General features: G+C 55.2%; 20 protein-coding genes. 7 read left to right on the forward strand and 13 right to left on the reverse strand.

Features of this window, described 5'->3' with window-relative positions:
* Positions 1 to 32: 32 nt before the first annotated feature.
* The 4 genes from aroC to fabI form a co-directional block, all read right to left on the reverse strand.
* Positions 33 to 1,121: a chorismate synthase gene (gene aroC / locus FDK21_RS12155; protein ID WP_138148714.1), complete on the reverse strand. Its 1,089-nt coding sequence runs from the start codon at positions 1,119 to 1,121 to the stop codon at positions 33 to 35.
* A 244-nt stretch (positions 1,122 to 1,365) separates the two neighbouring features.
* Complete coding sequence (locus tag FDK21_RS12160; protein ID WP_138148715.1) at positions 1,366 to 1,893, reverse strand: hypothetical protein; 528 nt, start codon at positions 1,891 to 1,893, stop codon at positions 1,366 to 1,368.
* Positions 1,894 to 2,139: 246 nt separating this feature from the next.
* Positions 2,140 to 2,736, reverse strand: coding sequence for a histidine phosphatase family protein (locus FDK21_RS12165; protein ID WP_246657563.1), 597 nt, complete (start codon positions 2,734 to 2,736; stop codon positions 2,140 to 2,142).
* Positions 2,737 to 2,929: 193 nt separating this feature from the next.
* Complete coding sequence (gene fabI, locus FDK21_RS12170) at positions 2,930 to 3,742, reverse strand: enoyl-ACP reductase FabI (protein ID WP_114009920.1); 813 nt, start codon at positions 3,740 to 3,742, stop codon at positions 2,930 to 2,932.
* A gap of 83 nt (positions 3,743 to 3,825) precedes the next feature.
* Here fabI and FDK21_RS12175 point away from each other — a divergent pair, with 83 nt between their 5' ends.
* A complete protein-coding gene (locus FDK21_RS12175; protein WP_138148717.1) occupies positions 3,826 to 4,167 on the forward strand; it encodes a hypothetical protein in 342 nt (113 codons plus the stop codon).
* A 136-nt stretch (positions 4,168 to 4,303) separates the two neighbouring features.
* Here FDK21_RS12175 and FDK21_RS12180 read toward each other — a convergent pair whose 3' ends face one another.
* On the reverse strand, positions 4,304 to 5,113 hold the full coding sequence (locus tag FDK21_RS12180) for a TetR/AcrR family transcriptional regulator (RefSeq protein ID WP_114009918.1): 810 nt from the start codon (positions 5,111 to 5,113) through the stop codon (positions 4,304 to 4,306).
* 485 nt (positions 5,114 to 5,598) lie between these two features.
* On the opposite strand from FDK21_RS12180, the gene FDK21_RS12185 reads away from it, so the two are divergent.
* Together FDK21_RS12185 and FDK21_RS12190 are read left to right on the forward strand one after the other, a co-directional pair.
* Positions 5,599 to 7,071 carry an FAD-binding oxidoreductase gene (locus tag FDK21_RS12185; RefSeq protein WP_246657564.1) on the forward strand — a complete coding sequence of 491 codons (1,473 nt, stop codon included), beginning with the start codon at positions 5,599 to 5,601 and terminating at the stop codon, positions 7,069 to 7,071.
* 8 nt (positions 7,072 to 7,079) lie between these two features.
* Positions 7,080 to 7,541, forward strand: coding sequence for a GNAT family acetyltransferase (locus tag FDK21_RS12190; RefSeq protein ID WP_138148718.1), 462 nt, complete (start codon positions 7,080 to 7,082; stop codon positions 7,539 to 7,541).
* A 30-nt stretch (positions 7,542 to 7,571) separates the two neighbouring features.
* Here FDK21_RS12190 and FDK21_RS12195 read toward each other — a convergent pair whose 3' ends face one another.
* The 7 genes from FDK21_RS12195 to FDK21_RS12225 all read right to left on the reverse strand — a co-directional run bounded on the left by FDK21_RS12195 (position 7,572) and on the right by FDK21_RS12225 (position 16,736).
* Positions 7,572 to 7,829: a hypothetical protein gene (locus tag FDK21_RS12195; protein WP_114009915.1), complete on the reverse strand. Its 258-nt coding sequence runs from the start codon at positions 7,827 to 7,829 to the stop codon at positions 7,572 to 7,574.
* Positions 7,830 to 8,014: 185 nt separating this feature from the next.
* Entirely contained in the window at positions 8,015 to 10,144 is a 2,130-nt protein-coding gene (locus FDK21_RS12200) for an AsmA family protein (RefSeq protein WP_138148719.1), read from the reverse strand.
* Positions 10,145 to 10,426: 282 nt separating this feature from the next.
* Entirely contained in the window at positions 10,427 to 11,203 is a 777-nt protein-coding gene (locus FDK21_RS12205; protein ID WP_138148720.1) for a DUF922 domain-containing protein, read from the reverse strand.
* 186 nt (positions 11,204 to 11,389) lie between these two features.
* Positions 11,390 to 12,028, reverse strand: a complete 639-nt coding sequence (locus FDK21_RS12210; RefSeq protein ID WP_114009912.1) for a 3-oxoacid CoA-transferase subunit B — start codon at positions 12,026 to 12,028, stop codon at positions 11,390 to 11,392.
* A gap of 14 nt (positions 12,029 to 12,042) precedes the next feature.
* Positions 12,043 to 12,738 carry a CoA transferase subunit A gene (locus tag FDK21_RS12215; RefSeq protein ID WP_114009911.1) on the reverse strand — a complete coding sequence of 232 codons (696 nt, stop codon included), beginning with the start codon at positions 12,736 to 12,738 and terminating at the stop codon, positions 12,043 to 12,045.
* A gap of 631 nt (positions 12,739 to 13,369) precedes the next feature.
* Positions 13,370 to 15,088: an iron ABC transporter permease gene (locus FDK21_RS12220; RefSeq protein ID WP_246657565.1), complete on the reverse strand. Its 1,719-nt coding sequence runs from the start codon at positions 15,086 to 15,088 to the stop codon at positions 13,370 to 13,372.
* A gap of 628 nt (positions 15,089 to 15,716) precedes the next feature.
* Positions 15,717 to 16,736 (reverse strand): Fe(3+) ABC transporter substrate-binding protein, encoded by a 1,020-nt coding sequence (locus tag FDK21_RS12225; protein ID WP_210238780.1) that lies wholly within the window; start codon positions 16,734 to 16,736, stop codon positions 15,717 to 15,719.
* Positions 16,737 to 17,509: 773 nt separating this feature from the next.
* On the opposite strand from FDK21_RS12225, the gene FDK21_RS12230 reads away from it, so the two are divergent.
* From FDK21_RS12230 to FDK21_RS12245, 4 genes are all read left to right on the forward strand, one after another.
* Positions 17,510 to 18,115, forward strand: a complete 606-nt coding sequence (locus FDK21_RS12230) for an HD family hydrolase (protein ID WP_138148722.1) — start codon at positions 17,510 to 17,512, stop codon at positions 18,113 to 18,115.
* 119 nt (positions 18,116 to 18,234) lie between these two features.
* Positions 18,235 to 18,873 carry a tyrosine phosphatase family protein gene (locus tag FDK21_RS12235; RefSeq protein WP_348639247.1) on the forward strand — a complete coding sequence of 213 codons (639 nt, stop codon included), beginning with the start codon at positions 18,235 to 18,237 and terminating at the stop codon, positions 18,871 to 18,873.
* 182 nt (positions 18,874 to 19,055) lie between these two features.
* Positions 19,056 to 20,069 (forward strand): NAD regulator, encoded by a 1,014-nt coding sequence (locus tag FDK21_RS12240; RefSeq protein WP_246657577.1) that lies wholly within the window; start codon positions 19,056 to 19,058, stop codon positions 20,067 to 20,069.
* Positions 20,070 to 20,079: 10 nt separating this feature from the next.
* Positions 20,080 to 20,760 carry a ribonuclease HII gene (locus tag FDK21_RS12245; RefSeq protein WP_138148724.1) on the forward strand — a complete coding sequence of 227 codons (681 nt, stop codon included), beginning with the start codon at positions 20,080 to 20,082 and terminating at the stop codon, positions 20,758 to 20,760.
* Positions 20,761 to 20,765: 5 nt separating this feature from the next.
* Here FDK21_RS12245 and FDK21_RS12250 read toward each other — a convergent pair whose 3' ends face one another.
* Entirely contained in the window at positions 20,766 to 22,697 is a 1,932-nt protein-coding gene (locus FDK21_RS12250; protein ID WP_171022061.1) for a DUF2207 domain-containing protein, read from the reverse strand.
* Between the last annotated feature and the right edge of the window lie 44 nt (positions 22,698 to 22,741).

Raw genomic sequence — 22,741 nt, forward strand, 5'->3', positions numbered from 1 at the left:
CTTCGTCCCCGTTTGACCGGTCCTGTTGAGGCTTAGCCCTGTTGGGCACGATGCAAAAGGGTATGATCCGCCAGAACGATGGCCAGCATGGCTTCTCCGACAGGCACGGCACGGATACCGACACATGGGTCATGGCGCCCCTTGGTCATCACATCCACTTCTGCTCCGGAGCGGGTGATGGACTGTTTTGGCGTCAGAATAGAGCTGGTCGGTTTGATCGCAAACCGCACGACCACGTCCTGACCATTGGAGATGCCCCCCAGAATCCCCCCCGCATGATTGGACAGGAAGACCGGCTTGCCTTCCGGACCGATCCGCATTTCATCGGCATTGTCTTCACCGGTCAGGGCTGCCGTTTCAAAGCCATCGCCGATTTCAACCCCCTTGACCGCGTTGATCGACATCATGGCCGAGGCGATATCCTGATCAAGCTTGGCATAGATTGGCGCGCCCAGACCCACCGGCACGCCGGAAGCAACCACTTCGATCACCGCACCAATGGAGGAGCCGGCCTTGCGGATGCCGTCGAGATAGTCGGCCCACAAGCTTGCGGCTTCGGCATCAGGGCAGAAGAAGGGATTGTTATTGACTTCATTCCAGTCCCAATTGTCGCGATTGATTTTGTGTGGCCCCATTTGGACCATCGCGCCACGAATGGTGATGTGAGGGACAACTTTGCGAGCAATGGCACCGGCGGCGACGCGCATGGCGGTTTCGCGGGCCGAGGACCGGCCGCCGCCGCGATAATCGCGCACGCCATATTTGGCATCATAGGTAAAGTCGGCATGGCCGGGACGATAGCGTTCGGAAATATCGCCATAATCCTTGGAGCGCTGATCGGTATTTTGAATGATCAGACCGATAGAGGTGCCCGTGGTGACTTGCGCGCCGGTCTGCGGATGGGGGAAGACACCGGACAGGATTTCAACCTGATCCTTTTCCTGTCGCTGGGTGGTGTAGCGAGACTGACCGGGCCGCCGGCGATCAAGATCCTGCTGGATTTCTTCGCGCGTCACTTCGATCAGGGATGGACATCCATCAACGGTGCAGCCAATGGCCGGGCCGTGGCTTTCGCCCCAGGTGGTGACACGGAAAAGATGTCCGAAACTGTTATGCGACATGGATGGCTTTGTTCCCGTCATTCAGGCGCAAGACAGGGGATTGCAACGCCCTGCTCGACGCTTTTCATAAGTTCTGCTGACGGATGTATTAAAGAGCGGTGGCGCAAAGGTCAAATCATCAGTTGACCGACTTTCGCCATTGCTGGCTCTTGAACCTGACATATCAGGGGAAATAAAAACCAACGCCCAAGGTGTTCTTGCCGCCATCGGGCAAGCACCGCGTCGACCTTCCCTTTGGGGTTCGTTATTTCGTGAAGGTGGTGGACCAGTAGCGGTTGCCATTCTGGACGATGCGGTTACCACGCAGGTAACCGCAGGTCCGTGTCATGCGAATTTTCCAGTCCCGCGCACCATTGACGCCGTCATAGAGCACCATGAACATCTGGTTGCCACGACTATACATCTCATAGGTACGGTAGACATGTTTGCTTTCTTTTGGGTCCCGCAGCGACACGCGCTCATACAGATGCATCCGGTCGCCTCTGACTTCACTCAGGGTTTCGAAGCTCCATTTGCTGTCCAACTGGCCCTTGGTGGCCTGACCGATTTCAAACCGAACCTTTTTGTCTGGAAAGCGATAGTCAATCCGCTCAATGCTGCTGCCATGCACGCTGAAACGATAATAGTGGCCTGCGGATTCATTGCCACCCTTGCAGTAGAAATTGCGGTTCTCGAATGCCTTCAGCACGCCCCCCGTGGCGTTGCCGGGCCCAGCCCACATGAAGAGAAAGCCAAAGGCCACCATGGCAAGACTTTTGCTCCAAACTCTCATTGTCCAATCCCCTTTTCTGCTGAACGGCGCACCGTCCTCTTTGGTGGGTCAACGGATTTATTGACCCAGCGCCGCACAGTCATCGCTGGTTTCGCAATCGGCAACCTAGCAGAGGAATCTTTCACTTTCGTCAGAATGAAACGTGAGGTTTGTGGCAAATTTGCCCTGAATTTGCAGAGAATTTGCAGAGAATTTGACTAAAATTGTAGGCAAAAGGCGCCACCGGTCACCCGTCGCCATAAGGCCTCACTGCCACGTCGCCTCGCTGCCGGTCCAACAATAGACCTTGTTTTGGGGCACTTCGAGCAGCGGAGCTTCATTGATGGGAACATTTTCCAGAATCTGGCGCAAAACCCGAAACGTTCCCCCGTGAGCAACGACGATCGAGGGGCCGGTCAGGGTTTCCAGCCATGGACGAATGCGGTCAGACAATTGGGCATAGCTTTCGCCGTTGGGAGGGCAAGTAGACCATTTATCCTTGGCGCGAGCCTTGTAATTGACCGGATCGTTTTTCTTGATTTCCTGCTTGGTCCACCCTTCCCAGTCACCAAAGGTGATTTCGACAAGCCTTGGATCAAAAACCGCACTGTTAGCCCAGGCAAGATCCTGCCAACCAGCGGCTTCAAGGATGCCTTCCAGCGTTTGGCGGGTGCGGGTCATCGGGCTGCAATAGAGCGCCATGGCACTGGGGTCGGATACCAGTTCGGACAGACGCTTGCCGTTTCGACGCGCTTCGCCCCGTCCCTTCTCATTCAACGGAATATCTCGCTGGCCCTGAAAGCGATATTGTGCGTTCCAGTCGGTTTGACCATGGCGGATGAAATAGAGTGGCGGGATGGACATCGTCTCTCCTAGCATCAACAAGAACGGATCCCGGCATGTCTTTCGTCTGCCGGTTAAGCGCGCCCCACTTTAGGCCAAAAAAAAGACCCGTGGTCAACAGGCAGTTTGCCGTGACCACGGGTCATTTCGTTTCTCATCCCTTGCCCATGCATGCCAGCTGGCAAGCTATGGCGGGCAGGATATCATTTTTCCGTCAGCCGGTGGTTATATCCGGTGCGTCAACAGCCTTCATGCCGACAATATGGTAGCCGGAATCGACGTGATGCACTTCGCCGGTCACACCACGGGAATAGTCCGACAGGAAATAGACTGCGGAATCCCCCACTTCCTCAATCGTGACGGTGCGACGCAGAGGAGAGTTATATTCGTTCCATTTCAGAATATAGCGGAAATCACCAATGCCCGATGCGGCCAGGGTCTTGATCGGGCCTGCGGAAATGGCATTGACGCGGATATTCTGCTTGCCAAGGTCTTCGGCCAGGTAGCGCACGGAGGTTTCCAGCGCGGATTTGGCGACACCCATGACGTTATAATGTGGCATCACACGCTCAGCACCATAATAGGTCAGGGTGAGCATCGAGCCGCCATCCGTCATCAACTTCTCGGCCCGCTGGGCGATGGCGGTGAAGGAGTAGCAGGAAATGAACAAGGATTTTGAGAAATTCTCAGGTGACGTGTCGACATAGCGACCAGACAGCTCTTCCTTGTCCGCATAGGCGATGCAATGCACGACAAAGTCCAGCTTGCCCCATTCCTTTTCAATCGATTCAAAAACGGCATCGATGGAAGCGGCGTCCGTCACGTCACAATGCCCAGCCATAAAGGCGCCCAATTGATCGGCGAGCGGCTCCACGCGCTTTTTCAGCGCATCACCCTGATAGGTGAAGGCCAGTTCGGCACCGGCGTCCTTGCAGGCCTTGGCAATGCCCCAGGCAATGGAGCGATTGTTGGCGACGCCCATGATCAGGCCGCGCTTACCCTTCATCAATTGCGGTATATCAGACATAGAAATCCTCTTAACGTCATATGCGAGCGGTTCAGTCGCATCGGCGTGGCGCATTTGTTGCCACTGATGGAATGACACCAAACTTGAGACACGCCAAAGCTGCAACAGCACGGGCGCAGTGCTCAAGGTCAAGTCACCTTGGTAATGTGTGCGAGATACGCAGTTTTCTGAAAGAAGGAGCTGCGCTGGATGATTCCGGTGTGAACCACTTCGCCTTTAGTCCGGCTTTTATCCATCATGTGATGCCGAAAAAGCAATGCCAAAATGGACAGCCGATGAAGAGCTATGCTCAATCTTTGTTACAGTTTCTTAACCGCGTCATGGTCGAGCCACAAAAAAGGCAAAGGAACGAGACAATCGACTGGTCCGTGAAACAGGTTTGGCAACTGCCCTTAAATTGGGAGGGACAGGAAATAGACAAGTGAAACACTTCGTCTCAGCAGCGATGAAAGCGACGGAGAACACAGCCACAAACGCAATAAAGCCGGGTGCGGCCTGCACCCGGCTTTTGAGATCTTAAGCCAACTTCACTTGGGTAAAGTCGCCCCCTTCGCGAAGATATCAAGCGATCGCTGACATCCGGCGCTCTGGGCTTTCCAACTTTACCATATGGCCCGCAAGAATGCCCTTTACCGACAATTCCAGATGCTCCTTGATGTTGAAGTCACATCCGTTGTTGAGCCACAGCTGACCGATACCAAACAGCAAAGAAATGAACGTATTGCTCATGATTTCCGGCTGTGTGGAAGCAACAAGCTGCTTGTTTTCAATGGCCGCATTGCAAAGGCGCTGCAGGGCGAAAGACAGCTGCGTGATGGCGCATTTGTTGCCAGTCGGTCGCCGTTCTTCGCTGGCAATCTCGGCTTCCGCAGCAATGCTGCGTTGGCAGATCAATGTGAGCCAGACGCCCGGAGCGCGTTCAAAACCAACGCCCATTTGAACGACGACATCCTGCAAGAGATCGTATGGATCATTCCAACGTTCGGAATGACCGATCAGGCTTTTCAAGTCCTCGATCACACGCTTATTGGCTTCGTCCAGAATAGCCTGATGAAGTTGCTGTTTCGAACGGAAGTGACGGAAAATGGCAGGCTGAGAAATGCCAACCTTGTAAGCCAGTTCCGTTGTTGAGAGTGACAAATGGCCAGTTGTCGCGATGCAGTCAAAGGCCGCATTGACAATTTCCACCTGTCGATGAGCACTGTTCATACGCTGAACAGGCCTCTTTCGATTTGATATACCTAATGTAGGCATCCAGCTGTCCCCTTGCTGTGATGCAGTTATATTGTGCAACGCAATTGTATAGACAATCTTGGCAACTTTTCCAACTTTTCGTACCAATCCGTCTAAATTTGGTAATAATCGCATCATTTGTAGAACAAATTAAGCGTCCTTCTGTGCGTAACTGGGTCAAAATCGATTACACTCATAAGGGTTTTCCACTATCGAACAATTGCGGGTTGCCCACTTCATCATATTGGTCATAAGTGATTCGATTTTAACTTAGCTAGAAGTGACACATTCTCCGGTGCGTTAAAAGACTTGACATCCAAAATCTAGCGACCCTAGGCCATATGTCGCGGCGGAAGAAAAAGTTTTAAAAGTTTAACTCGCTATTAACATACCTTTAGGTCAATCCTTGGACCCAAAAGCAGGCGCTCACCCTAGTCAATTATCCGGACCCGCCCGCCATTGACACTGCTCCCAATGACGAAGGGCTTTCGCCATGGATTGCTTACTGTAATTTGCTTCTGCTACATTTGAAACCAATCAGGGGCAGACGCAAGGCAATCCTCAGGTCTGCCTGTTCCCTCCCTTCTCCGGCACCCATCCGTGCCCACCGAGTGATCAGATCCGTGACAGATACTTCCCGTTCCTGCCAAGCTGTGTCCTCTTTGGATCCAGCCATCATTGCCCAGTTTCAAACGCTGCTGGGTACTGCCAACTGCCTGACGGACCCAAGCGACATAGAAAGCTATTGCCGGGAATGGCGAAACAAGTTTTTTGGCGTCTGCCCTCTCGTTCTCAGACCAACAACCACCGAACAGGTCAGTGCCTGCATCAAACTCGCAAATGCGCTTGATGTCGCCATCGTGCCACAGGGGGGCAATACCGGGCTGGTTGGTGGACAGATCACGGATCGCACGGGGCGTCAGATTATTCTGTCAACCGAGCGACTGAACCGCATCCGGTCAATGGATCCCCTGAGCAATGTAGTGGTCGCCGAAGCCGGGGTGATACTGGAAACTGTCCAGATTTCAGCACAAGAAGTTGACCGGTTGTTTCCACTTTCACTCGGGGCGCAGGGCTCCTGCCAGATCGGCGGCAATCTGTCGACCAATGCAGGCGGTACAGCCGTTCTGGCCTACGGCAATGCCCGCGATCTGGTGCTGGGGTTGGAAGTGGTCTTGCCCGATGGCCGGATCTGGAACGGGTTGCGCAGTCTGCGCAAGGACAATACCGGATATGACCTCAAGCATCTGTTCATCGGAGCGGAAGGAACATTGGGCATCATCACGGCGGCATCGTTGAAGCTCTATCCCAGCCCGCGCGACCAGCAGGTCGGCTTCGTGGCGGTTGAAAGCCCGCAGCAGGCTCTCGAACTGTTTAATCTGGCGCAGTCCCATGCCGGGTCGATGTTGACCGGGTTTGAACTGATGCCCCGTATGGGGGTGGAGTTTGCCATTCGCCATCTGCAGGGAGCACGGGACCCGCTGAGCGACAGCTATCCATGGTACTGTCTGCTGGAATTGTCCATTTTCTCAAACGCGGTTGACGGGCGCGCTCTGATCGAAGCCATTCTGTCCGAGGCCTTTGAGGCGGGCCATGTGGTTGATGGAGCCTTGGCTGAAAATAAACAGCAGGCGATGGACTTCTGGCATGTTCGCCATGGCATGAGCGAAGTGCAAAAGGAAGAAGGCGGCTCGATCAAGCACGATATTTCCGTGCCTGTCAGCGCCATTCCGGCTTTTCTTGATCAGGCTCTGGCAGCGTGCGAAGCAGCCATTCCGGGTTGCCGTCCGGTGGCGTTCGGCCATATGGGCGACGGAAATCTGCATTTCAACCTCTCCCAGCCCGTGGGGGCGGACAAGGCGGCCTTTCTGGACCGCTGGGAAGAGATCAACGAGATTGTCCATGCCATCGTGATGGAGATGGGCGGTTCGATCTCCGCCGAACATGGCATCGGCACCTTGAAGCGTGATCTTCTGCCCGATGTCAAAGACCCGGTTGAAATGGAACTGATGCACCAGATCAAGGACCTGCTCGACCCGAAGGGCTTGCTCAATCCGGGCAAGGTGCTTGCAGCCTCCCCAATCAAAGACAAGTGAAGATACCAATGACCAGCCTGATCATTCGTGAAGCATCAAAGCAAGACAGAGACGCGGTGATTGCCCTGTGGCGTGCCTGTGACCTGACACGGCCATGGAATGACCCGGACAATGATTTTGGCTTTGCGCTCGACAAGCCATCATCTCATATCCTGATCGCCTTCTCGCCGGAGAGCGGCTGTGATCCGACGCATGCGATCGGAACCATCATGGTCGGCCATGATGGCCACCGGGGATGGTTCTATTATCTGGCAGTTACTCCGGACCAGCAGGGACAGGGATTTGGAAAGCAGTTACTGCGGGCCGCCGAAGAGTGGCTGTTGGCCAAAGGCATCTGGAAAGCCCACCTGATGGTGCGCACGGGCAATGAAAAGGTGATCCGCTTCTATGAGGATCTGGGCTACAATGTGAGCGAAACGCAGGTGATGGAGCGTTGGATTGACCCGTCCAAGCGAGGCGACAACGCCTAGCGGACACGTCTCCCTTTTAGCGCATATGCGTCAGCTCTTGGGACCAAACAGGCTCAGGACCACCCAGATCGGCATGATCACCACCATGCCAACCAGCGTGTTGGGTACAGCCCAGATCACCAACCAGTTGATGGTCAGTTCGAGGGCATCTGTGAGCTGGTCGATATAGCTCGACATGCCGGGAAAGATATCTTTTGTCGTAATGCCCAGAAATGTCAGTACGGTTCCGGTCACCAGCGACGCGAGCAGGGCCTTGCCCAAATTGGACAGCATTCTGGCAAAACGCATGGTCCTCTCCTCTCGTGCGGTTTTCTGATCAGAAATTGATGTCAAAGGCAGTCAGTCCAGACCACAGTGGGATTGGACAGAGGCCAGAGAAACGCTGATGCTGTCTTTGGGCCTTTCGTGCCATTGCCAAGGTAGCGTACCAGCGAAGAGGTAACCATCGGTTAACGATGAAGGCCACCCCTATATCAGAAATCACCCTTGGGAGTGAGGCGATCACCATCCGACGCGCTATCGCTCTGAAACAGCCCGTTGACAGCATCTCCGATGGCTTCTTTCAGCTTCTCTGTGGTGCTTTGTTCGGCCTGCCCTGCATCTGTTGGCGGGGTCTCCTCGACCACAATAACAGGGGCAGGCGCCTGATCAGCCGGTGATGTCAACGGCTGGCGGGAAGCGTCATTTGCTTCTGTCTCTGGCGCAGAGGTCAAGGCCGGTTCCAAATCTGAGGCTGGCGTCTGAGATGTTGCGGTTGTCTCTTGCTGCGCGGGGGCCTGAGGCTGTGCCTGAGTCGGTCGGCTCAGAACCGGCTCTGCCAGCGGACCCTTGAGGCGAAACGGAAACTTTGTCGCGGCCTCATCCGTGGCGTGCGTTGCTGGATCCGCGCTGTCATAAAGCAACAGGGTCGCAGGGGCATCAACAGCCATGTCGGACAGAGAGATACGTGCATCTCCCTTGATCGCCCGTTTGCCAGAGGTTAGCCGGACATCATTGAGATTGAGCGCCTTGCCCTGCAAGGCGGCACGCACCGAGAGAACATCAAATTCGGTGCCACCCTGATAGAGGTCTTTGGTCGCCTCTTCACTCAAGGGATCCGCGGCATTCTTCAAACTGGTCTCAAGGCGATCAAGATTAAAGTGCTCGAAACCGCCTTCGGTGACCACAAGGGATATTTCCCCCGCAGCCTGATTGGCCATTTCGCGCACGGTCTGCCCTTCGCCCTCGACATCCAATTCGACCAGCGTCGTGCCGGTAACAAGTTCAGTATTGGCAAGTTCGCGGGCAAAGGTGCCCGCCAGCACTCCATTGGCCTTGGCACGAAGATGGCCATACATGCTTTCGGGATTGCTTTTGGCAGGATGCAAATCGAGGCTGGCTTCCAGGCGGCCACCATAGGCATAGGTTTCCCCGATGGAAAAAGCCAGCTGGCTGTTGCGGGTGACAAGCGACGCCGCCGTCCGGCCAAAGCGCAAAGGTGCGGCCAGAAGGTTGTCCGTGGAGAGGCGTATATCGAGATCGGTGCGCAACAGATCCTCAGCGGAGACACTGATATCGAGCAACGAGCGGTCCTGATCGAAATAGGCCAGATATGGGCCGAGATCCAGTCGATCACTGGCCAGCGTGCCTTGCACCATCGGGCGATCACGACGGAAATCAAGCTGTATCACTCCATCGGCGCGCTGATCATCGAGGCTCAAGGTCATGTCCGAGAAAGACACGGATGCATCGACGGAATTGGCCCGCGCCTTCAAGGCAGCAGGCCCAAAGCCTGCACCGGGAGGCAACGGCTTGCCCAGCCAGTCGAGCAATGCGCGCAACGAAGTGGTCTCGAAGGCGAAATCACCCTCCAGCTGCAATTGCGCCATGGTGGCGGCCGAGCCATCAAGGGACGCTTCAAACATGGGCGACTTGATTGCCAGCGAGACCGGAGACAGGCCCCCTCCAAACAGATCCATCGGATTGCCGGAGCGAACGGAATAGTTCACCGGCTGCTCACGCCATACAACGGAGCCATTCAAAGACGCGGCTTCCCCGGTATTTGGCCAATCAAAGGAAAGATTGATCGCGTCGAGCTGTTCGTCCCATCCGGTTTTGTGATCCTGAATGTGGGCACTGCCATTGGTGATGACAAAGCGGCCAAGGGAAATGTCGGACAGTTTCAGGCGACCATCGTCGGGGTCGTTGGAAATCAGCGAACCGCCGGTCATGTCCCATGAGGTTTGCCCCGCTTGATTGCGCACAAACTCGAATTTCGGATTGTCCAGATGGAAACGCCGTACCTGAAATTTGCCGATCAGCATCGGCAACCAGTACATTTCAGCCCGCAACACCTCCATCGAAACCAAATCGGGTTCATCAAGGCCGATGCGGGAGGCAACCTGCACATTCTTCAGCTTGAAGGTGATATAGGGAAAGACCGTTACGATGGGTTCGCCGCGGACAATAACCGGCAGGCCCATCCAGTCGGAAATCTGGCGCGAAATCTGGTTTTTGACCACCTGCGTGTTGATCAGATGAGGCGTCGCGACAATCAGCCCTATCAACATGATGAGGAAGGCCGAAAATGTCCAAAAAATCCTGATACGCAACGTCCGCGACATGGAACTGCCGTCCTTTCCCCACTGTGCTGCAATCGGTAGCCGCAAATCCTCAGTACCGACGCCTATCGCAGCCTCTCTCCTTCTGACCTGCCCTGCCCGGCTGCTTGCTGCAACTCTGGTGCAAAACAGGCTGCCAAGAGTCGGATGCGGATGCAAGGACAGACAAGGCAAGGATGTCTTCTTGACTCAATAACGCTCCGCTTTCAGGGATACAAGCGCAAAGCCCTGTAGGGGGCGATATAGTGCTGAATTTGTGGAGCAATCCGGGCATTTTGCGGTTGCTTACCGGCGGGCAGCCCGACGCATTCGAGGTGTTCGAGCGCTGGTGCGAGACGCACGGTGCCGGGTGCGGCTGTTGTGGGTCTTTTCGAAACGGGCATGCCGGAAGAGCGGTAGGGCTGGCACTCTTGGGAAGTCGCGACGGTCAAAGGCAAGATGCTTGCGATCACATGCCTTCTCCTGCTCCTTGAGCAGTTTCTTGACCTGACGGGTCAATGTTCGACATTGTCGCTGCGGGGCAAGGCGCGTGGCCTGACGCACAAAGCGCCGTGCGCAGGAGAGATAGATCTGGCGATGCCGCTCCTCGTGACGGCGAGCAAATGCCCGAAAACTGCGCCAGGCATATTTTGTTTTGCGATCCTGTTTGCGTGCCTCCATGGAACGGGGCAGCGTCATGATGAAGCGAATGCTGAGATGCACACGCTTGACCTTACACCCCTTGGGAGATTTGGCCGTTGCGGTTTTGAGCTTGTAACGTGGCCTGATGTTGGCCATTGCAGGGCCATTGTCACCGCGGAACGGGCGCCTTTTCATGTATGAGACCAGCTGCCCCGGCGTGGTGCCATAGACACGATAGTCCCGCACCTCGGTCTTCTGTTCGATTTTTGCGGCCAAGGCGGCCGAAGGCGATATCAGCGATACAAAGGTGGCAAAGACACAGTGCAAGGCACCCCAAAAAGCCCAAAGCCCCATCCGGTTCATTGTTTGACTCAATGTCTGGCCCAACTTGAAGCGAAGACCCATTGTCGAGCCACTGATTGGCATTGATCTGGTCATCATGCGCCGGCCCTCTCCCGATGCCGTCTTTCATTTAACCGGCAAAAAACATGATGGGTAAAGACAAGCGGCTGCTGTTTCTGGTCACGAATGCGTGAGTTTTCTCGCTTTTTGCCTTTCTGGAAACGCAAAAGCCCGCACTGCAGGAGCAGCGCGGGCCAAGTTTGGTCAGAATGTGGGAACGCCGTGTCAGTTCTTCAAATCAATGATCAGGTTGGCGTCGGTTTTCGCCTCGACTTCATCGACAGTGACGTCTGGTGCCAGCTGGATCAGCGCAAGCCCGTCCGGGCGCACTTGCATCACACCAAGATCGGTGATGATCAGATCGACAACGCCCTTGCCGGTCAGTGGCAAAGTGCATTGCTTGAGGATCTTGCTCTCACCCTTCTTGTTGGTGTGGTCCATCACGACGACGATTTTCTTGACGCCAGAGACCAGATCCATCGCACCGCCCATGCCTTTGACCAGCTTGCCGGGGATCATCCAGTTGGCGAGATCACCATTTTCTGCCACTTCCATTGCGCCCAGCACCGACAGGTCGATGTGACCGCCACGGATCATGCCGAAGGACTGGGAGGAGGAGAAATAGGATGAGCGCTTCAGTTCGGTGATGGTCTGTTTGCCCGCATTGATCAGGTCGGCATCCACTTCATCCTCGGTCGGGAACGGCCCCATGCCGAGCATGCCATTCTCCGACTGGAGGGTGATTTCCTTGTCGCCGACATAGTTGGCAACGAGGGTGGGAATGCCAATGCCGAGATTGACGTAAAAGCCGTCCTGCAGTTCCTGCGCTGCGCGTTCGGCCATTTGATCGCGTGTCCATGCCATATCCGTCTCTCCCCTTAGCTGGCACGTACAGTGCGTTGTTCGATGCGTTTTTCGTGCTCACCCTGAATAATGCGCTGAACGAATATTTCAGGGGTATGGATGGCCATTTTGTCGAGAGAGCCGGTGTCGACAATTTCCTCGACCTCAGCCAAGGTCACCTTGCCAGCCGTCGCGCATTCGGGATTGAAATTCATGGCGGTCTTGCGGTAGGTCAGATTGCCCTTCTCATCACCGCGCCATGCCTTGACCAAAGCCAGATCGGTCTTGATGCCGCGCTCGAGAATGTAGGTTTCGCCGTCAAAGTCCTTATGTTCCTTGCCCTCGGCAATGATCGTGCCAACACCGGTTTTGGTATAGAAGCCCGGAATCCCGGCCCCACCTGCGCGCAGACGCTCGGCCAACGTGCCTTGGGGATTGAATTCAAGCTCCAGCTCGCCAGACAAATATTGGCGCATGAATTCGGCATTCTCCCCAACATAGGAAGACACCATCTTCTTGATCTGGCGGGTTTTGAGCAACAGGCCCATGCCAAAATCATCAATGCCGCAATTGTTTGAGACAACCGTGATGTCCTTTACGCCGGTTTCGCGCAAGGCCAGAATGAGATTCTCCGGAATGCCGCACAAGCCGAAACCACCGACAGCGATTGTCATGCCATCGAATACCAGCCCTTCCAGCGCTTCAGCAGCGCTGGCATAAACCTTTTTCATTGTGTTCTCCCACATTCGACCCGGCGCTCCTGCTAGCGGAGCTTGCCGGATCTAACTCCTGTTTCCGGTTCATTGACGTTTCACTGGACTCAGCCGCTCATCGAGACACGATGATGGAAGCCAGCGTGACAGCCCAAGATGACAAACGAAGGCTCTTGTCATAGTGGTAATTTCCCGCTCACTTGCTTTGTCCTTTGTTGTCCCCAACCGTCCATCCCGGCGGCAAAAGAGGCAAAATGACTTGCGAACCGGAGCGGTGACAGACTTACAAGTGTTTGTCCAATTTACAAGCCCGGATTGATCCAGATTCATCTAAAGGCCGAGACGGTTTACCTTTTTCCCTTCGCTAGGTGAACCGAGTAACAAATTGTTTCGAATATTAGAAATCAAATAAAATTTTATGTTCTCCGCAAGCGAGAATACATATAAACTGGAACTACAATGTCAGGGCGCATTCTGGTCCCCAAGCGCCTAGAGGAATGGTGAGGAATATGACCTGACTTGTGAAGCGGCTGGCGATAAGGTCGTGCATTCCGTCAACTCAATAACCCGGCTTTGCCGGGTTGCCTTTTTCCCGCCAGTTCCCTTGATGGCCAAGCAGGTGCCACCTCTGCACTGCAGCGCCAAAGACCTAGTTCGCGTGCGACCTATTGGCTGTGCGTGACAAAAGGATCACCGGCACGATGCCGACCAGCACGATGGAAAGCGCGGCCAACGAGCCCTTCTCAAAGGCTTCAAGCGACGCCTGACCATAGACCAACGTGGCCAATGTGTCGAAATTGAACGGGCGGAGCAAGATGGTGGCGGGCAGTTCTTTCATCACATCGACAAAAACCAGCAACGCGCCGGAGATCAAAGCCGGACGGATCATTGGCAGGTCGATTTCGATCAGCGTACGCATGGGCGAGCGACCAAGGGTTCTGGCTGCGGCCTCGAGGTTGGGCGATATGCGTTGCAATCCGGTTTCCCCTGCCCCGTAAGACATCGCCATGAAGCGCACGCAATAGGCATAGAGCATCGCTGCACCAGAACTGATGATGATCAGGCCGGTGGCGATGCCGAACCATTGTTTCATGGTCGAAGCGATAAAATTGTCCAGCATGGCAACCGGAATGAGAATGCCCACGGCAAGCACGGTGCCGGGCACCGCATAGCCAATGGCCGAGGTGCGGGTGATGGCTTCGGCAAGTTGGCTTTTCTGGATGCGCGCGACATAGGCAAGACTGGTGCCGATCATGGTAGTCAGGATCGCCGCAGCTGTCGCCAGAAACAGGGAGTTGCCCATTGCCGAAAGAAAATCGGCTGTCAGATTGTCTTGCCAATTGAGAAATACCGAGCGGGTCAGCACCATCGCAGGCAGGAGAAAGCCGAGAAAAATCGGCAGAGCACAGATTGCCACAGCGCAGGCGCCGCGAAGCCCGGTCAGGTGGAAGCTGGGCAAGGCCTGATAGCGACGGGTGGTTACCGCAAAGCGCTGCTGTCGTCGGCCATTGCGTTCCAACCACAAAAGCATCAGCACAAACAGCAGCATCACGGTCGAAATCTGTGCAGCTCCTGCAAGGCTGGAGCGGTTTAACCATGTGTCATAGACACTGAAAGTCAGGGTCTTGACCCCGAAAAACTCGACCGCACCGATGTCATTGAGGCATTCCATCATGGCAAGTGTCACCCCGACCACGATGGCCGGGCGGGCAAGCGGCAGAGCAACAGCAAAGAACAGACGGATTGGCCCCGCTCCCAAGGTGCGCGAGACATCCAGCGCACAGGCCGACTGAAGCAGAAAGGTCGCCCGGGTGGTCAGATAGATATAAGGGTAGAGCACCAAGCTCATCACGAGGATCGCACCGGGTAGACTACGAACTTCGGGAAACCAGTAATCGCGGGCATTCTTGAAGCCAAACAGCCAGCGCAAGGCACTTTGGGCCGGGCCGGAATAGTCCAACAGCTCGACCGAGGCATAGGCGACGATATAGGTGGGAATGGCCAGTGGAATCAACAGGGCCCACTGAAAGATGGAGCGACCGGGAAAGCGGCACATGGTGACCAGCCAGGCGGTCGAGACCCCGATCAGCATTGTCAGGCTGCCCACCCCGAGCATCAGCCAGAAGGTGGTCATCACCGAACGCGGCAGGACGGTAGACACGAGATGCGGCCAGACATCCCCGGCATCACCAAAGGCAATGATGACAAGCGACAGGATCGGAGCGACGACCAACAGGGTCAACAGGCACAAAAGGCCCCACCCCACCGCGCTCTGCCGTGTCACAGCGACCAGTCGCCAGAGGCCGGGCGTTGCCACGGCGGGCTGATCGACAGCGTCTGGCACGGGATCTTGAGAAAAGTGGGGCACAGGCCGGTCTCGTCGCGACTATTGTTGATTGTTACATACATCTTATAGGGATATTTGCAAAGAAAGATCAAGGCAGGCCGATCCTTTTTGCGATCAAACAAACCTCAACAATAAGTTCGAGAAGGTGGCCAAAAAGAAAGTGCCACGATGTCGGGAGACATCGTGGCACTGACACAAAACGCTTGCCGGAGGGAGTGTTTGAAAGGGACCAGCTTTCAAAGACCTTTGGCCGGACAAGTTCATGTGCAAATCCCACAAGTCATCTCACCAAGGTGAGATATGTGCTGCTAATGCTGCCAGTACGGTGATCGGTTGAAGGGCAAAGGGACCAGCTCTGCTATTCATCACCGCATGCGGGACTTCGGGGAAGTGCGCTTTCCAGACGACTGGATGCAAGAGGACCAGAAATGCATCCAAATCTGTCAAGCGCTATTGGAGAAAAAGGGCTCATACCCCCGTGATCATAGGACCAGTATGACATCGAGGCTGTCACAAAGCGTGACACAAACTCTTTTTTCCAATTCTTTAAAACTCCTTTGATTGCCGTTCTTGTCTCCCCATTCCCGCCGGCTTTGTCATCGAGGCAACAAAGGACAGCAGGAATGGTGGAGTGAAGAAGCGTGACCGATCAGTTCGGCCCCGCATCAAAGTCGACAATGTCGACCAACTCGGATGCCTTTGTGCGCGCATCTGCAATCTTGTTCAAAGAGATCGTGTCAGCCTTGAATGAGCCCCATGACTTGACCAACTTCGAAGGTTCGACGCTTTCAAGCACCGGATATTCGAAATTGACCTCCGCATAGAGATGCTGAGCTGCGTCCGAGGCCAGATATTCCATCAACTTGATGGCATTGTCCTTATTGGGAGCGTATTTGGCCAACAGGACGCCGGAAATGTTGACGTGGGTACCGCGATCTTCACTGTTGGGGAACAGGATGCGTACCGACTCGGCCCAGTCTTTCTGTTCAGGCTCTTTGTCGTTGGTTTGCATCTGGCCCATATAATAGGTGTTGCCCAGAGAAATGTCGCACTCACCTGCATAGATGGACTTGACCTGCGCACGATCATTGCCGGTTGGGCGGCGCGCCAGATTGGCCTTCACCCCTTCAAGCCATGTCTTGGTTTCCTCTTCGCCTTTGTGGGCGATCATCGAGGCAATCAGGCCGATGGTATAAACATGCTGACCGGAGCGGGTGCAAATACGGCCTTTCCATTTCGGATCTGCCAGCTCTTCATAGGTGATGCTGGTCTGTTCAACCCGTTCCTTGGAGGCATAGATCACACGGGCACGCGTGGTTAGACCAAACCATTGGCCGTCGACATCGCGATACTGAGCGGGAATATTGGTTTCCAGCACGGCATTTTTTACCGGCTGGGCCACGCCCTCAAGCTTGGCGCCATTCAACTTGCCAATATCGACGGAGAGCAGCAGGTCGGCGGGGCTGTTCTCGCCCTCTGCTTTCATGCGGGCTTCCAGACCCTTCTTGGCAAAGATAACGTTGGTCTGGATACCGGTTTCCTTGGTGAAGGCTTCCAGAATCGGTTCGATCAGAAAGGGCTGACGGTAGGAATAGATATTGACCTCGCCAGCGGCCAATGCAGGCAGGGGTGCACTCACCCCCAGTGTCGCAGCCAGTGCTGCAAGCATTGTCTTTTTCATGTCTCTCTCCAACGAATGGGTTAAAGGCCCAAGATCGGATGCTTGAGCCTGCCAGTTTGGTTTGGCGATTGGCTCTCACCTAAATTGTTATGGCCTCAAACTGATGCGAATGGTTCTCAAAGTCAAATCGAAAGTTCTAACAAAACAGTAAGTTACGATATTAAGAAAGAGAAACATATTAGAATTTTTCCAAGTAAGTTGAATAAACCCTTTTGATTGTTGGGTTTCATTTTCAAGTTATCCATGTCGACAGGTGTCGGATTAATTGTTGAAAAACATACTCAGATTTAATTTCCCTCGGACATTTGTCACCCCAAGGGTGTCAAAGCCACAGCCGCTTTAGCAAGAAAAATGCGGTTGAAGGCCGACAAAACAAAAAAAGGAGCGCGACCAAGGTCGCGCCCCTTCTCTAAGGAATTTAGGTCCCCACTTAAATTCCTTCCAAACCAAATGCAGCCTGTTCCGGCGCAATATTGGTTCGATGATCCTAAAATGATCATGGGAGATGAATTTACTCTGAAGAATCTCCTTCAACAAGATCGTTTGTTCAATTTCTTTCATTTTTTTACGCAATTTTGACAAGCGTAGAAATTTTTAGAGATTTGTAGCAGTCTTTACGACATAAATCACTTCACACTTCCCCGCATTTCTACGTAGATCGCAGAAAACCCGCAGGCAAAGACGGTTAGGATGAAAAATTTTGTCATAGGCATTGACAGGCATTTGCGGTAAGCAACGACCAATTGAATGCGGAGACTCTGATGCCCAAACCCAAACAGCCCCCAAGAGCATGGCAAAGGATGTTGTCTGGACGACGCCTTGATCTTCTCGACCCTTCTCCATTTGATGTGGAGATCGAGGATATCGCGCACGGTCTGGCGCGCGTTGCCCGCTGGAATGGACAGACGGTTGGCAATCATCCCTTCTCTGTCGCCCAGCACAGCTTGATTGTCGAGGCGGTCATGCGACAGAAATTTCCCGACATGCCCGCTGACGCAGCGCTGATGGCCTTGTTACATGACGGCCCGGAATATGTCATCGGCGATATGATTTCTCCCTTCAAATCCGCCATCGGGGAAGGCTACAAAGCCATTGAAGCCAAACTGGAGGCTGCAATCCATTTGCGGTTTGGCCTGCCTGCCCATCCCAATCGGGAACTGAAGCGCCAGATCAAGAGTGCCGATCACGTGTCTGCCTATTTTGAGGCGGTGCATTTGGCCGGATTTGATAAGGCCGAGGCGGAAATACTCTTTGGCTCCCCCAATGGCATTGACCCCAGCGATCTGCCGATTACCCCCTGGAGCACGCAAAAGGCCCAGACAGCGTTTGTTGAGCGGTTCCACCAATTGCATGATCAGCTTAAGTAGCCGTTTGCCCTTGTCGGACTCTGATCTGACCTCCCATCGAGCGCCGCTCGACGCCGCATGAAGCTTGATGCGACCAAAGGGCTAACTTCCATCTTGGGCGATTGTCGTAGAAAAGCAGTATGGTGCTTTTTCCAGTCCCGGAAAGCTGCCCAACCCGATTGATGCCTGAGCCCGGAGGCCAAACCATGCTTTATGTCTGCTCGCTGTCGAAACTTCAGCAAGTTGTCGATGACGTCAAAGCGACCCATCTGGTTACGGTGCTCAACCCGGAAATGGATATGGAGCGCCCGACCGGCATTGCGCCTGAACGGCATTTGCGTCTCAGTCTGAATGACATTGCTGCCACCCTGCCCGGCTTCAAGCTGGCGTCTGAACAGCAGGTGCAGCAACTGATCGACTTTGTTCACGCATGGGACCGGACCACGCCACTGGTTGTCCATTGCTGGGCCGGGGTCAGCCGCTCGACGGCGTCGGCCTATATTGCCGCTTGCAGCCTGCGACCAGATCTGAGCGAAATGGAGCTGGCCAAGGCCCTGCGCGAAGCCTCACCACGCGCGACCCCCAATTCGCATCTGATCGCACTGGCCGATGCGTTGATGGGGCGCGATGGACGCATGGTCGATGCGATTGAAACGATTGGTCGCGGTGCGGATTGTTATGAAGGCAATATCTTTGCAATGCCACACATTCCGGCATCGGGTGTAACAATCGCCTCGGCAGCAGATGCCCAAGCTCCTTTGCTCGCATCCACCGTATGAGCTGATCATCGATCTTTGCCTTTTCCTGCCCATGCTTTTGCTTATAGTTTGGGATATGGATTCGCCCCGCTTCGGCGCTGGGCGGATCGCATATGCAAGAGGCCATACGCATTGTGACCAATCCAGTCCCTTCTTCACCGACCCATCCGATTTCGGTGGGTTTGAATGCAGCGATCATCGCCATGCATGGCACCATGCCGTTGATTCTGGAGGTCGATCCGGCATTGGTCGGTCAGCCAGCAAAACCCCCTGCCGCTGTTCCACTCCACCAAGATGACAAAGAAAGACGTGGTGGCCTTCCCTTTGGCCCGTTCGACCCTTTGCACCACCGCACACTGGAAACCGGTCTGCGCAGCTGGGTTGAACAACAAACGGGCCTTAAGCTTGGCTATGTGGAACAGCTCTATACCTTTGGGGACAGGGGACGGCGCACCGAGGAAGGCAGCAACAGTCCGCACGAAGTATCCATTGGATATCTGGCGCTCACCCGACTTTATCGGGACAGGGATGACAGTGCGGCAGAGGAACGCAGTGATTTGCAGGCCCCTGTCGGAGGGCGATGGCACAGCTGGTATCGCTATTTCCCTTGGGAAGATTGGCGTGAGGCCCGCCCGGCCCTGTTGGATTCCCAGATTTTGCCAGCTCTGCAGCAATGGGCAAAAGGGGCGTCAGATGATGGCAACAAGGGCCTCAGCCCAAAGCAGCGCCTACGCCTGTCCTTCGGACTTGATGGAGCTGTGTGGGATGAGGAACGGGTGCTCGACCGCTATGAGCTACTCTATGAAGCGGGGCTGGTGGAAGAGCATTATCGGGACCGGGGTCTGTCGCCTTCAACTGCCGAGGGATTGCTGTTCGGTCAGCCGCTGCAAATGGATCATCGCCGCATTCTCGCCACGGCCATTTCGCGAATGCGGGCCAAATTGAAATATCGCCCGGTCGTGTTCGAGCTGATGCCGGGCAGTTTCACCCTGACCGAGCTGCAAAGCACGGTCGAGGCGATTTCCGGGCGTCGCCTGCACAAGCAGAATTTCCGCCGGTTGGTGGAGCAGGCGGAGTTGGTGGAACCGACCGGGGCCAGTGCCACCGCCACGGGCGGGCGTCCGGCCAAATTGTTTCGCTTCCGCCGGTCGGTGATGGCAGAACGCCCTGCCCCGGGTCTACGGCTTGGTAGCTCAGGCAGTTCGGGGGGCGTATGAGGGTCAGTTCATGAAGAAAGCCCGCAAACCATCGCAAGGTGCCTTGTTCGATCTACTGGCAGACGGGCCGAATTTCAGCCTTGAGCAGGCAGCAATGAAACGCTCGGGCGGCCCCGTCGCCGGCGTGGATGAAGTAGGGCGCGGCCCGTTGGCAGGGCCAGTGGTGACCGCTGCCGTGATCCTTGATCCCAATGCCATCCCGAAGGGACTCAATGATTCCAAGAAACTCAGCGAGAAGAAACGCGCCGTCCTGTTTGACCAGATCTGCCTTAGTGCCCATGTGTCAATTGCCTCGGCGTCGCCGGGCCAGATTGATGCGCTGAACATTCGCGGAGCGACCTTGTGGGCGATGGTTCGGGCGCTCAATGGTCTGAGCCTGTCGCCTGCCTATGCTTTGTTTGATGGACGGGACGTTGCCCCCGGTGCACCCTGCCCCGGCGAAGCGGTGATCAAGGGCGATGGACGGTCGTTGTCGATTGCGGCCGCCTCGATTGTTGCCAAGGTGGCCCGCGACCGGATGATGATGCGGATTGGCAGACAATTTCCCGGCTATGGCTTTGAGAGCCATATGGGCTACGGCACCAAGGCGCATATGGAAGGACTGGATCGGCTTGGCGTTTGCCAGCACCATCGCCGATCCTTCAAGCCGATTGCCGATCGGTTGACTCCGCTGGAGAATGACAAGCTGTAAGGCCCTCACCAACCGCCGCCACCACCGCCGCCACCGCCACCGCCGGAAAAGCCACCACCACTGGAGCCAGATGACGAGGAAGCAGGCGGGGTCATGGCGCTGGCGAGATTGGTGCCAAGGGTTGTGGTCATGGCTGCCAGTGCCGCGGTTGGTCGAGCGGTATCGAAGCGACCGCTATGCCAGCGCGGACGATAGGTCTTGTCCGGTGGCAGTTGCGAGAAGACCTTGTCTTCAAACGCCTTGGACCAGCTTTTCTCAACCCCAAGCCCAATCGCATAGGGCAGCAGGTCCTCGTAAAGCTGGGGTGTGAGGTCTGGCATGTCGGCATGCTCCGCCTGTTCGGCGACAGTCACGGTCATGAAGAGCCGCAGACCTTCCACTTCGTCGAGCACTTCACGGCCCTGCTTGGTGGGGGCCTTCATCCAGTCGTTGAACAGATAGAGTGCAATGATCATCGCCACGATGAACGGCACGGGCAGCCAGTCAATATTGATCATGTTGACGGTTTCATCGCCCGTCACCACGGTAAAAATGGTGCCAAAGAAGATGATGACAAAGAAGGGAAGCTGGAAGAGTGAGCTGACTTTCTTCTTGCCCTTGAGAACTTTGGTGATGCCAATGACAATTGCCAGCACACCGGTGGTGCAGCCAGCGGCAACCAGTTCGAGCAGCGGAAAATTGAAGGGCGGCGCCCAGAGAACGGACGCCACGCAATAGCCCACCAGTCCGAGAATGGCGATGATGAAACCCGGCACCATGTAGCCGCTATTGCGACGGAAATAGACCTGATCGGTTTCCGCATCGACGGCACTGATGAAGGCAGACATGATGCCTGCCATGGTCTTATAGGACAAATTGGCAAAGGTCCGGCGCGTCTTGGATTCAAACAGTTTGGCAAACAGCGCCTTCTGCCCGGCGGGCAAGCGGCTGGGATCGCCCTTGCCGGTCTTTTCAACGGCCACGTCATCACTGGTGCTGTCGATGGTCAGATAGCCCTTGATGGCGAGATCCACCAGGGCCGCCATGAAACTGGCCTGCTGACTTTTGGCAAAGGACCCAAGGCCTGACACATAAGACGCAATGGCCGGAGAAATGCCCTTGGGTGGGTGGTAGAGCGGAATGATCGCGCCGCCTTGCGGATCGCGCCCGACCTTCTTCCAAGCATAGTAGAGCCAGCGCAACTGGGTGACCAACGCCACCAAAAGGATCGCCAATGGGCTGTTGTCATACGCCGTTTCGACCATCTTTTCGGTCTCGGTGGGAGCGGGCACAATGCCCTTTTGCCAAGCGACAGCAATCGTCATGCCCTCACGGGCCGCAAAGGGACGGGTGGAGCGGACCGTGACCTGGCGGTCTGAACGATTGACGACTTCATAGTGATCGGATTGCGCCCCTTGACCACCGGTATAGAAGGCCTGTTGCTGGATTTTGGCCCCATCTGGCAGCTGGACCGAGACTTGGGCCTGATCAATACCAAAGGGCCATTCGGTGCCGATGGCGTTCCAGTAGATCTCGTCATAATTGTCGAAAAAGCCAATGGAATCCGATACGCTGTAACGGATCTCATAGGTGTGCAGGCCATGTTGCAAAAAGACATCGGCGCTACCGATCCTCAGGCGCACATAGCGGCCTTCATGGGACAAGTGATAGGGTTCGCGGCGACCGTCACGCTGAATGCCCTTCACATCGAGATCGATATAGACCGTTTCGCCCAGCTTGCCGCGATAGCGCACCGGAATGTCCCGCAACAGACCGCGCTTGAAGACGTTGCCTTCGACATTGATGGTGATGGTTTCGACAATATCGACCGTGCGGTCCTGATTGACCGACAGGGATACCTTGTAGTCGGTGATCCGCTCACCCCGTTGGGCATGAGCATCCAATGGGGCCACAAGAAACGCAAGGACCAGAGCGATCAGTGGCAAAAAGGAACGCATCGCGCGAGCTGTTGTTGGAAACATGGCAAGATAGGGACCAAGCC

The sequence above is a fragment of the Cohaesibacter sp. CAU 1516 genome (assembly GCF_005771485.1).
GTDB lineage: Bacteria > Pseudomonadota > Alphaproteobacteria > Rhizobiales > Cohaesibacteraceae > Cohaesibacter > Cohaesibacter intestini.

Coding starts and splice junctions, on each gene's coding strand:
- aroC (WP_138148714.1), bottom strand. CDS start 1,121: ATGTCGCATAACAGTTTCGGACATCTTTTCCGTGTCACCACCTGGGGC.
- FDK21_RS12160 (WP_138148715.1), bottom strand. CDS start 1,893: ATGAGAGTTTGGAGCAAAAGTCTTGCCATGGTGGCCTTTGGCTTTCTC.
- FDK21_RS12165 (WP_246657563.1), bottom strand. CDS start 2,736: ATGTCCATCCCGCCACTCTATTTCATCCGCCATGGTCAAACCGACTGG.
- fabI (WP_114009920.1), bottom strand. CDS start 3,742: ATGTCTGATATACCGCAATTGATGAAGGGTAAGCGCGGCCTGATCATG.
- FDK21_RS12180 (WP_114009918.1), bottom strand. CDS start 5,113: ATGATGCGATTATTACCAAATTTAGACGGATTGGTACGAAAAGTTGGA.
- FDK21_RS12190 (WP_138148718.1), top strand. CDS start 7,080: ATGACCAGCCTGATCATTCGTGAAGCATCAAAGCAAGACAGAGACGCG.
- FDK21_RS12195 (WP_114009915.1), bottom strand. CDS start 7,829: ATGCGTTTTGCCAGAATGCTGTCCAATTTGGGCAAGGCCCTGCTCGCG.
- FDK21_RS12200 (WP_138148719.1), bottom strand. CDS start 10,144: ATGTCGCGGACGTTGCGTATCAGGATTTTTTGGACATTTTCGGCCTTC.
- FDK21_RS12205 (WP_138148720.1), bottom strand. CDS start 11,203: ATGATGACCAGATCAATGCCAATCAGTGGCTCGACAATGGGTCTTCGC.
- FDK21_RS12210 (WP_114009912.1), bottom strand. CDS start 12,028: ATGGCATGGACACGCGATCAAATGGCCGAACGCGCAGCGCAGGAACTG.
- FDK21_RS12215 (WP_114009911.1), bottom strand. CDS start 12,738: ATGAAAAAGGTTTATGCCAGCGCTGCTGAAGCGCTGGAAGGGCTGGTA.
- FDK21_RS12225 (WP_210238780.1), bottom strand. CDS start 16,736: ATGCTTGCAGCACTGGCTGCGACACTGGGGGTGAGTGCACCCCTGCCT.
- FDK21_RS12230 (WP_138148722.1), top strand. CDS start 17,510: ATGCCCAAACCCAAACAGCCCCCAAGAGCATGGCAAAGGATGTTGTCT.
- FDK21_RS12235 (WP_348639247.1), top strand. CDS start 18,235: ATGGTGCTTTTTCCAGTCCCGGAAAGCTGCCCAACCCGATTGATGCCT.
- FDK21_RS12240 (WP_246657577.1), top strand. CDS start 19,056: ATGCATGGCACCATGCCGTTGATTCTGGAGGTCGATCCGGCATTGGTC.
- FDK21_RS12245 (WP_138148724.1), top strand. CDS start 20,080: ATGAAGAAAGCCCGCAAACCATCGCAAGGTGCCTTGTTCGATCTACTG.
- FDK21_RS12250 (WP_171022061.1), bottom strand. CDS start 22,697: ATGCGTTCCTTTTTGCCACTGATCGCTCTGGTCCTTGCGTTTCTTGTG.